Source organism: Leisingera sp. JC1 (assembly GCF_001679925.1).
Classification (GTDB): Bacteria; Pseudomonadota; Alphaproteobacteria; order Rhodobacterales; family Rhodobacteraceae; genus Leisingera.
The window spans coordinates 270,648-283,208 of sequence record NZ_LYUZ01000081.1 but is presented as its reverse complement, the minus strand read 5'-3'; the positions used below and the strand labels follow the sequence as shown (position 1 = coordinate 283,208).

Sequence of the window (12,561 nt, the reverse complement as noted above, 5' to 3'; positions counted from 1 at the left end):
GTGAATTTCCTAGGCAGGGCCACGAGATATGGCGGTGACTCGCAAAGAGTCGCACATCAGGATGAGGGCAGTACGTGGCGCATAAGTCACATCTGAGGGCGGCATACGGGCCGTTTGCGGCCTTGGACCGGTGGCGGAGAACCCGCCGGGCGCGCAATATCGGCACCATCGGTCTGGTTCTGCTGGGCCCGATCCTTGCCTTGGCAACCTTCCTTATTATCGGCCCGTTCGGGCAGGGCGCCTCTTCCAGATCGTTGCGGCTGATCCTGCTGGCCGATCTGGTCTACATCCTGACCATTGCCGCTCTGGTGATGGCCCAGATCCTCCGCCTGTTTGCGGCGCGGCGATCGAAGTCGGCGGGTTCCCGGCTGCACTTGCGGCTGATCGGGGCCTTTGGTTTCCTTGCGCTGATCCCCACAGTGATTGTCGCGGTCTTTGCGGTGCTCACGGTCAACGTGGGCCTTGAGGGCTGGTTCTCGCAGCGGGTGCGTCAGGTGATCGGCAGCTCTCTGGAGGCTGCAGAGGCCTATCAGGCGCAGCAGAAGGGGGACCTGACCGAGGATGCCCGCGCGCTGGCGCGCTATCTCGACAGCAGCCGGTCGCGCAGTTTCTTCATCAATGACGCTGAATTGCGGCTGGTGCTGGCCCAGGGCCAATTGCAGATCCAGCGCGGCCTGCGCGAGGCCTATATCGTCGACAGTGCGGGCCTGATCCGCGCGCGCGGCGAGCGGTCCTATGAATTTGACTTCGAAAAGCCCAGCAATCTCCAGATAGGTGCCGCCCGCGAGGACGGCCTGCTGCTGATTGAAGATTGGAACAACAGCGAGTTCCGCGCGCTGGTGCGGCTGGACGCCTTTGTCGACCGGTTCCTGTACATCAGCCGCGATGTGGATGGCGAACTGCTGAACCTGCTGGATGACACCCAGGAGACCGCGCATCTGTACCAGCAGCTTGAGAGCGAGCGGGGACGGGTGCTGTTTGAATTTGCGCTGCTTTACATCGGCTTCGCAGTAATCCTGATCCTGGCAGCTATGTGGCTGGGGATGTGGTTTGCGGAGCGGCTGTCGCGTCCTGTGGGGCGGCTGACAGTAGCGGCGCAGCGTGTCGGGGCTGGCAATCTGGATGTGCAGGTGCCGATTGACGACGGCGGCGACGAGATTTCCCAGTTGGGTGAGTATTTCAACCAGATGACGCGGGAGCTGAAGGCGCAGCACGGGCGGCTTTTGGACAACACCCGCCAGATCGAGCGCCGCCGGCGGCTGTTCGACTCGGTGCTGTCCTCGGTGACCTCAGGCGTGGTTGGCCTGGATGCCGACGGGCGGGTGACCTTCGTGAACCGCTCTGCTGAACGGCTGCTGGACTGGCAGGAGGATCAGCAGTCGCTGGCGCTGGCCGTTGCCGTGCCGGAATTCGGGCCGCTGTTTTCTGAGCTGATCGAAACCGGCGCTGAGGTGGTTCAGGAAGAGATCAAGGTGACCCGCCAAGGGCAGCTGGAAAACCTGCTGGTCCGGATGTCGCCGCGCCGCTCGGGAGAGGGCGGGCTGGAGGGCTACGTGGTGGCCTTTGACGATGTGACCGATCTGGTCAGTGCCCAGCGGATGGCGGCGTGGGGCGATGTGGCCCGCCGCATCGCGCATGAGATCAAGAACCCGCTGACCCCGATCCAGCTGAGCGCGGAGCGCATCAAGCGCAAGTTCGCACCCAAGCTGGGTGAGGATAACAGCGACCAGCTGCAATCCATGACCGATGTAATCGTGCGCCAGACCAATGATCTGCGCCGCATCGTCGATGAGTTTTCGAAATTCGCCCGCATGCCGGAACCGGAGCGGCGTGAGGAGGATCTGGTGAAACTGGTGCGGGACGCGGTGATCCTGCAGCAGCAGGGCCAGCCGGATGTCCGGATCAAGGCGGATCTGCCAAAGGCAGAGATGCCCTCGGATCTGGACGCCACCATGATTGGCCAGGCATTGACCAATCTGATCAAGAACGCAGGCGAGGCCATTGAAAGCCTGCAACAAAAAGGCGCCCCGGAGGGGCTGGTGCCGGAAATCCGTGTGTCTGCGAAACAGGCAGGCAATGCCTATGAGGTCCGGATTGCCGACAATGGCATCGGTCTGCCGGAGGACCGGGCGCGGCTGTTTGAGCCTTATGTGACCACGCGGGATGCGGGCACCGGGCTGGGGCTGCCGATCGTCAAGAAAATCATCGAAGAGCACGGGGGCACGCTGACGCTGGAAGACGCCCCGGTGTTCGAGGGACACGCGCATAACGGCGCAATGGCGGTGATCCGCCTGCCCGCCGCAGCCAAATCAGCGGCGGCGCCTAACAAGAGCACAGTGAAAGCAGGTCTGACATGAGTGACATTCTGATTGTAGATGATGAACGCGACATCCGCGAACTGGTCTCTGACATTCTGGAGGACGAGGGGTATGCCACCCGCAAGGCGGGCAGTTCCGATGAATGCATGGCCCAGCTGGAGGCGGCCCAGCCGGCCCTGATGATCCTGGATATCTGGTTGAAGGATAGCCAGATGGACGGGATCGACATCCTGAAGGCGGTGAAGCGGGACACCCCGGATATTCCGGTGGTGATCATTTCCGGCCACGGCAACATTGAAATCGCGGTCGCTGCGATCAAGCAGGGCGCCTATGATTTCATCGAGAAGCCCTTTAACATTGACCAGCTGATGGTGGTGATCCGGCGTGCGATGGAAACCTCGCGCCTGCGCCGGGAGAATACCGATCTGAAGCGCAAGGATACCGGTCCGGCAGAGATGATCGGCACCTCTGCGGCCTTCCGCACCCTGACCGGCCAGCTCGACAAGGTGACCAAATCCAACGGGCGGGTGATGCTGACCGGCCCGGCCGGCAGCGGCAAGGAAATCGCGGCCCGCTATATCCACGCCAATTCGAACCGGGCCTCTGCTCCGTTCATCACGGTGAACTGCGCCAGCATAGAACCGGACCGGATGGAGGAAGTGCTGTTCGGCCGCGAATCCTCGGAGCGCGGGGTGGAGCCGGGGCTGCTGGAGCAGGCGCATGGCGGCGTGGTGTTCTTTGACGAGGTCGCGGACATGCCGCTGGGCACCCAGTCCAAGATCCTGCGGGTGCTGGTGGACCAGCAATTCCAGCGGGTTGGCGGATCGGACAAGATCAAGGTGGACCTGCGGGTGGTGTCGTCCACCAACAAGGATCTGGAGGCGGAGATCGAGGCGGGCACGTTCCGGCAGGAGCTGTATCACCGGCTGAATGTGGTGCCGGTAGTGGTGCCGTCGCTGGCGGACCGGCGTGAGGATATACCGCTGCTGGCGGGCCACTTCATCGCCCAGTTCAACGAGGCTCAGGGCCTGCCGCTGCGCGAGCTGACGGATGAGGCCGTGGCGCTGATGCAGACCATGCTGTGGCCGGGCAACGTGCGCCAGCTCAAGAATCTGGTGGAGCGGGTGCTGATCCTGGGCGACGGCAGCGGTCCGATCGAGGCCAAGGATCTGCCGCGCGAGGAAGACAAGCCGCAGGAAGAGGGGCGGGTGGTGCTATCCGGCGCTCTGGCAACATTGCCGCTGCGCGAGGCGCGGGAGGCGTTCGAGCGCGAATACCTGCTGACCCAGATCAACCGCTTTGGCGGCAATATCAGCCGGACGGCATCCTTTGTCGGGATGGAGCGTTCGGCGCTGCACCGCAAGCTGAAGTCGCTGGGGGTGGTGACCTCCAACAAGGCAGGCGCCCGGGTGGCGCATGTGGAGAGTGAAGAAGAAGAGGCCTGATCAAGGCCTGTCGCGCCCGGAATGCCCGGGCGCGTGTTTGATCAGAACAAGTCCTGGCGGATCGGGTTCAGAGCGAAATGAACCTGTGCTGCAAGCTGCAACTGGTCAACGGCATCCTCGGGCACGGTTGCGGGCAGTCCCGCCTTGCGGGCCCAGTCCGCCAGCTCCCGGCGGGAGGCCGGGCCGAACTGACCGTCAACGGCAATACTGGAGCCGAGCCCGCGCAGCACAGACTGGGTGGCAGCGGCGATGTCAGCCCCGGTCATGCCGGCCAGCAACTCCCGCGCGGCGGCCCGCGCATCCGGGTCATTCAGGGCCATCGCCTTGCCGGCCCGGGCCGCGGCGGCATGGGCCGGGATGCGGTCAGACAGCCGGTTCAGCGCCACCCAGGCACCATTGGCGCCTCCCCAGGCGTCGCCACGGGCAAGCCCCATGTCGTACCATTCCAGCGCCTCGGCGGCATCGCTGCCGGGCAGGTCGCCGTTCATGATCATCCGTCCGATCTCACCCGGGGCATGCGGGTGACCTAACTGGGCAGCCTCGGCGAATAGGGCACGGGCCTTTTCCTTGTCTACCGCCTTGCCGGCGCCGCCATCGCGGTAGACATAGCCCAGATTGGCTGTGCCATAGATGTCGCCGCGCCCGGCGGAAGCCTCAAGGTAGGTCAGCCCGCGTTCCGGCTGCGCCAGTTCATCGCCGCTCCACAAAAAAAAGTAACCGAGCTCGTTCATCGAATAGGTATGGCCAAGCTCGACTGCACGGCTCAGCAGATCATAACCGCGCTGTTTTTCCTCGGGAGTGCTGCTTTTGCGCAGAAGCCGTTTGCCGCGGGCATGCATCGAAAAGGGGTCGCCGGCCACAATGCCCTTGTCCCAAAGCGCAAAGGCCTTGTCAGGGTTGTAGGGGATCGGCACCGTCTCGCGGTCTACATTCTGCGTGACATGCAGATAGGCCACCGCGTTATAGGCACGGACATGGCCCAGTTCGACAGCCCTTTCAAAGGCTTCATAGGCTTCCATGAGGCGCCCCTGTCCCTGCAGAGCCCGGCCCAGCTGATAGTGCAGACGGCCTAGGTCCGGCGCGGCCTGAACAGCCTCCCGGCAAGCGGCTTCCGCTGCCTTGAGGTCGATTTCATTGGGATAGCGGAACAGGCCAACGCCCTGCAGGTCCAGCAGGTCGCCAGCCTCCAGGTCGCATTGGCGGGCAATCATCTCGAGGTTCACAGTCACGTCGCGCACCGCATCGGCCTGTGCCAGCCGCAGCACCATCCGGTCCTTGCGGACCTGTCCGCCGTCCTGGCGGGCGGGCAGTTCCGTCAGCTTGGGCGCATAGCTGACGCTAAGCGCTCGGCCGTCACCGGATTGCAGCGATGTGACGCCGGAAGACGAATTTTCAACGATAGAAACCGTAGTGCCTTCCTGAACATACGGGCTGATTTCGGGCCCCAGTTCCAGTGCCCGGCCCAGCGGCACCTTAACGGACAGTTCCGCTGGGATCTGGTCCAGGCTGGCGGCCACGGTCTCTGTTGCCGTGCCCGTACTGGCAGAGGCGACATTCAGTGACCGTTCTGCAGGGCGCAGGTAGATCTTCTGCATCAGGGTGGAGCTTTCCCAAGGCACCTGCGTATTGCCGGTGGTGCTGTAGACATCGCTGCGGATGGCTGCCAGGACGGTCATCGCGTCCTCGTCGGGGTTGTTTGGGAAATGCCGCACGACCGAAGCCGTATAGGGGCTGTTGCTGCCGGGCTCCCCATCCAGCGCGGTGGCGCCGGGGGAGGTGGAGAAGGCCACCAGCGTGTTCAGTGGCGGGCGGAACACATCAAAGCCTTCGCGCGCCTCATAAAGCTGGGCGCCAACCTCGGCGTTGAGCTTGGCTTGCGGCACCGGGTTGTCGCGGCAGGAATCCAGCATCAGGATCTGGCTGCCGGCCTTGCCGCCCAGAATGGCGGACACCCGGTCCAATGTGACTGACTGGAACGGCAGGTCGTGAATCCCTGTAAGCTCAGCATCGCTGGTCAGCAGGTAGTTGCGCCGTCCAAGTTGAATGCCGTGGCCGGCGTAGTAGAAAAACACCTGGCTGCCGTCGCGGATGTTGAGCGCCGCCTGCCGCAGCAGCGCCTCGAACCCGCGCTTGTCAAGATCATAGCCCTCATAGACGGTATAGCCGAAGGTCTTTAGCATCTCTGCCATCGCCTCGGCGTCTTTGCGGGTGTTGGTCAGATCGCTAACGTGGTCGTAGTCCTGTATGCCGATCACGATGGCGGTTTCGGGAGCGGCGCTGCCTTCGCTGGTTTCAAAAGCTGCCAGAGCGGGTGTTGCATGCAAAAATGTGCAGCATGCCAAGAATGCAGCCGGTAATGAGCGTGGGCCGGGCGAAGGGAAACTCATTTCGGCACCCAATCAATTCCAGCCACCGCCACCACCGCCACCGCCGGCACCGCCACCGCCACCGCGCTGGCTAGCAGGCACTGCAACTTCATTTACTTCCTCCGCAGGGACCACCTGGGAAGTTGTTGCGGCCGTGGACGTGGGGCGGGCTGGAGTACTGTAAGTCGAAGGCTCAGGTGCACTATAGCTGGCAGGTGCCGCGGCCGGTGCAGGTGCTGCCGCCGGCGGCGGAGCAATCGGAGCCGTCGGTTCACAGGCTGCGGTAACAGCTGCCACAGGCAGCGCGGCAAACAGGAAATGTATCCGCATCGGGTACCTTTCTCTCTTGAGAATACTGGTCAAAAAACAATTGGCGTTCAGCTTACTTGAACTTAGTCCGCAAATCAAAAATGTCCTGCCGCTGAACGGCGGATCAGGACCGGATGCTTAGCCGCCGCTGCGGATGACGGTACTGCCATCGCGGTTGCGCTGCGCGCAGGATGCTTCGCTCAGCGGTGCCAGCCGCGGCCCAAGCGGGGTGCCGGCATTGCTCCGGGTGCAGCGTTTCAGTGCGATCTGCTGATAGCCCTTTGAGGCCATGCAGGATTTTTCCAGCCGCTGGCGCAGAGGCTTGTTGACATCAACGGTGTAGATGCTGCCTTCCGACCAGTAGCCGGGATAGTAGTGGCAGTTGCCGTTATGGCAGACCTGCCGGCCGGGGTAGAATACCGGCGGGTGCTGGCGGATCTCATTGGCGACGGGCGCCTCCTTCAGCGCTTGGGTCGCGCAAACCAGTTCGTCGCTTTGCAGCCGCGATACCTCTGCCCCCTGCTTGTAGTAGACGGGCAGGGGCCCGCAGGCCGTTGTAAAGGCCAGCAAAACAGCGCCCGACGTAACTGTATAACTGCGTTGCATATCGAAAGAATGGCCGCAAACTGAGGAAGTTACAATTAATTTGACCGTGAAAGCGGCATCTGTCATTCACATCGGGCAAAACTTTGCCCGAAATTCCGCCAAGGGACATGTAAATGAAGGTCATTATCTGCGGCGCGGGCCAGGTCGGCTGGCAGATCGCCCGGCACCTGTCCGGTGAGCACAATGATGTCACGGTGGTCGACAGCAATCCGGAACTGGTGCGGCGCGCGACCGATACGCTGGACGTGCAGGGCATCCATGGCTTTGCCTCTTATCCGGATGTGCTGGACCGGGCCGGGGCGCGGGACGCCGATATGATCATCGCCGCCACCCACTCGGACGAGGTCAACATGGTGACCTGCCAGGTGGCGCATTCCGTGTTCAAAATCCAGCGCAAGATCGCCCGCTTGCGGGCCAAAAGCTATCTGACCGCGATCTATTCCGACCTCTATCAGCGGGAGCATCTGCCGATCGATGTTGTGATCAGCCCGGAGCGCGAAGTGGCCGCGGCTGCGATGCAGCGGTTGTCGGCGCCTGCTGCCTTTGACACTGAGACCTTCATGGGCGGCAAGGCGCAGCTTTTGGGGATTCAGATCGATGCGGAGTGCCCGGTGGTGAACACGCCGCTGCGCCAGCTGACGGACCTGTTTTCCACCTTGCGCGCGATTGTGGTGGGGGTCCGCCGCGATGGCACCCTGTTTGCGCCAGAGCCGGGCGACCAGCTGTTCGTCGGCGACAGCTGCTATGTGTTTTCCCACGCGGACGATGTGCCGCGCACCATCGAGGTCTTCGGCAAGAAAGAGAAACGCCAGGACCGTGTAGTGGTGGTTGGCGGCGGCAACGTCGGGCTAGAAGTGGCCAAAGCGTTGGAAAGCAGCACCTCCCGGATCCGTGCCAAGGTGATCGAGCGGGACCGCCGCTGTGCCGAACGCGCTGCCGAGGAGCTGGAGCGCACCATTGTGCTGAATGGCGACGGGCTGGACCGGTCACTGATGATCGAGGCGGGCATCGACAAGGCGGACGCTCTTCTGGCCGTGACCGACGACGACAAGGTCAACATGCTGGCCGCCGTTAGGGCCAAGGCCGAAGGCTGCCCGCTGGCGATTGCTCTGATCAATGACCCGACCCTGGTGCCGCTGCTGCCGCACCTCGGCATCGACGCCTATATCAACCCGCGCTCCACCACCGTCAGTTCTATCCTGCGCCACATCCGTTATGGCCGGGTGCGGCAGGTCTATTCGCTGGGCGACGCCGAGGCTGAGATGATTGAGGCTGAGGTGCTGTCGACCTCGCCTATTGCCGGGCAGATGATCCGTGAGACGGACTTCCCCGAAGGCGTGCTGGTCGGCGGCATCCTGAAGAACGGCGAGATGCTGCGACCGTCAGGTGAGACCCGGATCGAGGAAGGCGACGTGATCGCGCTGTTTGCAATGGCCGATGACGTGCCCGAGGTGGAGCGGCTCCTGCAGGTGTCGATCGACTACTTCTAGCATGCGCCGCGTGGTCCAATCCCCCATCGGCGTGTTGCGCCTGCCGCTGTTCCTGCTGATCTGGGGCATCGCGTCTTTGGCGATGTGGCTGCCGGCCATCCATGCGGTGGTGCTGGATGACCATCACACATCGCAAAGCTTTTTCTATTCCGGACTGGCGGGGCTGATCCTGGTGGTGCTGATTGCGCTGTCGATGGGCAACCGGGTGCCGCGCTACGGGATGCCGGGGCAGCTCTTGTCGCTGCTGGCCACCTTCACAGTTCTGCCGGCTTTCCTGGCGGTGCCGGTGCAGGACGCGCTGGTCAGCACGCGCTACCTGAACGCATATTTCGACATGGTCAGCGCCATCACCACTACCGGTGCCGATATCTGGGCGGACCCGGGACGCCTGCCGCCCAGCGTGCATCTGTGGCGGGCGATGGTCGGCTGGCTGGGCGGGCTCTTGATGTGGGTGGCTGCCTCAGCCGTGCTGGCGCCGATGTCGCTGGGCGGGTTCGAAGTCACCGCCAAGGGGGAACCGGGCGGCGGCGTTGCCGGGCCAGGCCATATGGAGCGCGCGGATCCGCGCCGCCAGTTGCTGCTGGTCACCCGGACGCTGGCGCCGGTCTATGCCGGGCTGACCATGATTTTGTGGCTCTTGCTCATGATCACCGGAGCGCAGGCGCTGACAGGCCTTAGCCATGCGATGTCAGTAATGGCGACCTCGGGCATCTCCGCCACCGGCGGCGTAGAGAATGCTGGCAGCGGAATCGCCGGTGAGATGGTGATGTTCCTGTTCATGTTTTTCGCGCTGTCGCGGCTGACATTTTCCAGCGATACGGTGACTGTGGGGCAGGGGCGCCTGGACAAGGATCCGGAGTTCCGCACCGGGCTGCTGATCGTCTTCGGTGTGCCGCTGCTCTTGTTCCTGCGCCATTGGTTTGCCGCCTTCGAGGTGGATGCCGCCGAGGATCTGCTGCAGGCGCTGCGGGCGTTCTGGGGCACGCTGTTCACGGTGATGTCTTTCCTGTCCACCACCGGTTTCGAAAGCCTGCACTGGGAGGCCGCGCGGACCTGGTCCGGGCTGGAAACACCGGGAATGATCCTGTTGGGGCTTGCTGTATTCGGCGGCGGTGTTGCCACCACGGCGGGCGGGGTCAAACTGCTGCGGGTCTATGCGCTCTACCTGAACGGTCTTCGGGAAATGGAACGGCTGGTGCACCCCAGCTCGGTCAGCGGCGAGGGTGACCGGACCAAGCGGCTGCAAAAGAACGGTGCCTTTGTCGCCTGGATCTTCTTCATGCTGTTTGCGCTGTCGCTGGCGCTGGTCAGCACCGCGCTTGCAGCGGTCGGGTCCAGCTTCGAGCAATCGCTGGTTCTGGCAATCGCCGCGCTCTCGACCACCGGCCCGCTGACCGAGAGCGCCAGCAGCGCACCGATTGTTCTGAACCTGTTGACGGACCCGGCCAAGCTGATCCTGTGCATCGCCATGGTGCTGGGCCGGCTGGAGACGCTGGCCTTCATCGCGCTGCTGTCCCCGAACCTTTGGCGCAGCTGACTGTTCCCGCGGGTGAAAAGTGTTTTTCGGGTGGAAACTTATTTTTTCTTTCTCCATACTGAATTTTAACGTGCGTGCTGGTCCGCAGCGCGCGGCAAGAACAAAGGCGAGATAATAAAAAATGGCTTCGGACAGACAGAATCTTCAGGATGCCTTCCTGAATCACGTTCGCAAAACCAAGGTTCCGGTTACAATCTTTCTGATCAACGGGGTCAAGCTGCAGGGTGTGATCACCTGGTTCGATAACTTCTGTGTGCTGCTGCGCCGCGACGGACAGTCGCAGCTGGTCTACAAACACGCGATTTCGACCATCATGCCGGCCCAGCCGATCAGTCTCTATGAGGGTGAAGACTCCAATTGATGGAGCATGACAGGAAGCAGACCCGCGCCTGGGTCCTGCATCCGGAAATCAAATCAGACATGGGACGCCGCGAGGCTGCTCCCGCGCTAGAGGAGGCCGTTGCGCTGGCAGCGGCCTTGCCCGATCTTGACGTGATCGGATCAAACGTGGTGCGCCTGCCCAAGGCGCATCCGGGGATGCTGTTCGGCTCCGGCAAGATCGAAGAACTGGCGGGTGTCCTGAATGCGAATGAAATTGAACTGGTCCTGATCGACGGGCCGGTTTCCCCCGTGCAGCAGCGCAACCTGGAGAAGGCCTGGAAGGTCAAGATCCTCGACCGGACCGGGCTGATCCTGGAGATCTTCTCGGACCGTGCAGCGACGCGTGAAGGCGTGCTGCAGGTCGAAATGGCAGCGCTCAGCTATCAGCGGACGCGGCTGGTGCGGGCCTGGACCCACCTGGAGCGTCAGCGCGGCGGTCTGGGGTTTGTCGGCGGACCCGGCGAAACCCAGATCGAGGCTGACCGGCGCGCCATTGACGACCAGCTGGTGCGGCTGCGCCGGCAGCTGGACAAGGTGGTGAAAACCCGGACGCTGCACCGCGCCTCGCGCGCCAAGGTGCCCTATCCGATTGTGGCGCTGGTGGGTTATACCAACGCCGGCAAGTCGACGCTGTTCAACCGGCTGACGGGGGCGGAGGTGATGGCCAAGGACATGCTCTTTGCCACCCTGGATCCGACCATGCGCCGGGTGCAGATCCCCGATGGGCCGGAGGTGATCCTGTCCGACACCGTGGGCTTCATCTCCGACCTGCCGACCGAGCTGGTCGCCGCCTTCCGCGCCACGCTGGAAGAGGTGCTGGCGGCGGATGTGATCCTGCACGTGCGCGACATCAGCCATGACCAGAGCGAGGAGCAGGCCGAGGACGTGGAGGCAATCCTGGCCTCGCTGGGCGTGGATGAAAACCGCGCCCGGATCGAGGTTTGGAACAAGCTGGACCAGCTGTCTGAGGAAGAAGCCGAAGCCCGCCGTCAGCGTGCGGCCCGCGAAGAGGGCATCCATGCAATCTCAGCCCTGACCGGCGAGGGGCTGGACGGACTGCTGTCTGACATTGCCGAGAAGCTGCAGGGCGTGCGGCATGAGGAACTGCTGCAGCTTACCTTCGCGCAGGGCAAGCAGCGCGCCTGGCTGTTCAAGGAGGATCTTGTGCAGCGCGAAGAGCAAACCGAGACCGGGTTTGACATCACTGTGCTGTGGACCGACCGGCAAAAGGCGAAGTTCGAAAGGCTGTGAATGCTCCGGTCACTCGCCGAGTGACCGGAACCATGCCCAGCTGTCTTCCGCGATTGCTGGGCCGATTTCATAGAACCAATGCGTATGTCCGGGGATTAGTTGCAAAGTAAACCGATGGCCGGATTTGGCCATTGATTTCCCTGTTCTCTCCGCTTCGGGCGTCCTGAAGATGTGATCCCGGTCGCCCAAGTATAAACGAACTGGCTTTGCCTCGGCGGCTGGTTGAAAAGCTTCCGCGGGCGCAAAGCCCCCATGCATGGCGGCAGCTTTCCAGGGGCCTTGAGCCCGGTTGATGAGCTGTGAGGCAAACACGGCGCCGTTCGAGTGACCGAATAGGAACACCTTTCCAGCAGGACGGCCAAGGGTCGAGCTGCTTAGAGCTTTCTGCAATGCGGTGTGCGAGAGGTCCCTTACCTCCCAGTGAGAGCCTAAAGCATTCGGAGCAATTAGGATGAGATCCTGTTCCTGGGCCGTTTTCTGCCACATCTCGATCATAGAAAGCCCCGAGCGCCCTGCGCCGTGCAGCAAGAGGATGACCGGCGCCGCTTCGCTGCCTGGCGGTGTATAACTGTGCCAGGTTTGTCCGTAAATTCTGTGTGTTTGAGTGAGCTGCTTCACTTCGTCGGAAGGCGAATAATGATCCCATCCCGACAAAGCGGGACTGAGACCGTTACGCGTGACACGGGCGTAACCTCCTGAGGGTACATCGCCTTGGTGGACGGGCATCGCCTGCAGCGCTTCTGTTTTGTAAATTACGGAATGCAACAGCGCCGGTTTGAAATAGAAAATGCCAGCGCCCAGGAGCAGCAGAAATACATAAGTTGAAAGTTTCATACTGTAAATGATGTCTGTGTTTTC

General features: G+C 62.5%; 9 protein-coding genes. 6 read left to right on the top strand and 3 right to left on the bottom strand.

Annotated elements, in window-relative coordinates:
• Positions 1-74: 74 nt before the first annotated feature.
• Together A9D60_RS09370 and ntrX are read left to right on the top strand one after the other, a co-directional pair.
• Positions 75-2,357, top strand: a complete 2,283-nt coding sequence (locus A9D60_RS09370; protein ID WP_065267318.1) for a sensor histidine kinase NtrY-like — start codon at positions 75-77, stop codon at positions 2,355-2,357.
• Entirely contained in the window at positions 2,354-3,763 is a 1,410-nt protein-coding gene (gene ntrX, locus A9D60_RS09365) for a nitrogen assimilation response regulator NtrX (RefSeq protein WP_065267317.1), read from the top strand. Before A9D60_RS09370 ends, ntrX begins: the two co-directional genes overlap by 4 nt.
• 41 nt (positions 3,764-3,804) lie before the next feature.
• Here the strand turns inward: ntrX and A9D60_RS09360 are convergent, their stop codons facing one another.
• Both A9D60_RS09360 and A9D60_RS09355 read right to left on the bottom strand, forming a co-directional pair.
• Positions 3,805-6,087: a caspase family protein gene (locus A9D60_RS09360; RefSeq protein ID WP_141117880.1), complete on the bottom strand. Its 2,283-nt coding sequence runs from the start codon at positions 6,085-6,087 to the stop codon at positions 3,805-3,807.
• A gap of 489 nt (positions 6,088-6,576) precedes the next feature.
• Complete coding sequence (locus A9D60_RS09355) at positions 6,577-7,044, bottom strand: hypothetical protein (RefSeq protein ID WP_175392926.1); 468 nt, start codon at positions 7,042-7,044, stop codon at positions 6,577-6,579.
• Between the two features lie 113 nt (positions 7,045-7,157).
• Between A9D60_RS09355 and trkA the strand changes: the two genes are divergently transcribed.
• The 4 genes from trkA to hflX all read left to right on the top strand — a co-directional run bounded on the left by trkA (position 7,158) and on the right by hflX (position 11,703).
• Positions 7,158-8,534: a Trk system potassium transporter TrkA gene (gene trkA, locus A9D60_RS09350; protein ID WP_039183322.1), complete on the top strand. Its 1,377-nt coding sequence runs from the start codon at positions 7,158-7,160 to the stop codon at positions 8,532-8,534.
• 1 nt (position 8,535) lies between these two features.
• Positions 8,536-10,071: a TrkH family potassium uptake protein gene (locus tag A9D60_RS09345; RefSeq protein ID WP_065267314.1), complete on the top strand. Its 1,536-nt coding sequence runs from the start codon at positions 8,536-8,538 to the stop codon at positions 10,069-10,071.
• A gap of 121 nt (positions 10,072-10,192) precedes the next feature.
• On the top strand, positions 10,193-10,432 hold the full coding sequence (gene hfq / locus A9D60_RS09340; RefSeq protein WP_005611588.1) for an RNA chaperone Hfq: 240 nt from the start codon (positions 10,193-10,195) through the stop codon (positions 10,430-10,432).
• Positions 10,432-11,703 (top strand): GTPase HflX, encoded by a 1,272-nt coding sequence (gene hflX, locus A9D60_RS09335; protein ID WP_065267313.1) that lies wholly within the window; start codon positions 10,432-10,434, stop codon positions 11,701-11,703. Before hfq ends, hflX begins: the two co-directional genes overlap by 1 nt.
• A gap of 9 nt (positions 11,704-11,712) precedes the next feature.
• On the opposite strand, the gene A9D60_RS09330 is transcribed toward hflX, so the two are convergent.
• Positions 11,713-12,537: an alpha/beta hydrolase gene (locus tag A9D60_RS09330; protein WP_065267312.1), complete on the bottom strand. Its 825-nt coding sequence runs from the start codon at positions 12,535-12,537 to the stop codon at positions 11,713-11,715.
• Positions 12,538-12,561: the final 24 nt, after the last annotated feature.

Coding starts and splice junctions, on each gene's coding strand:
- ntrX (WP_065267317.1), top strand. CDS start 2,354: ATGAGTGACATTCTGATTGTAGATGATGAACGCGACATCCGCGAACTG.
- A9D60_RS09355 (WP_175392926.1), bottom strand. CDS start 7,044: ATGCAACGCAGTTATACAGTTACGTCGGGCGCTGTTTTGCTGGCCTTT.
- trkA (WP_039183322.1), top strand. CDS start 7,158: ATGAAGGTCATTATCTGCGGCGCGGGCCAGGTCGGCTGGCAGATCGCC.
- A9D60_RS09345 (WP_065267314.1), top strand. CDS start 8,536: ATGCGCCGCGTGGTCCAATCCCCCATCGGCGTGTTGCGCCTGCCGCTG.
- hfq (WP_005611588.1), top strand. CDS start 10,193: ATGGCTTCGGACAGACAGAATCTTCAGGATGCCTTCCTGAATCACGTT.
- hflX (WP_065267313.1), top strand. CDS start 10,432: ATGGAGCATGACAGGAAGCAGACCCGCGCCTGGGTCCTGCATCCGGAA.
- A9D60_RS09330 (WP_065267312.1), bottom strand. CDS start 12,537: ATGAAACTTTCAACTTATGTATTTCTGCTGCTCCTGGGCGCTGGCATT.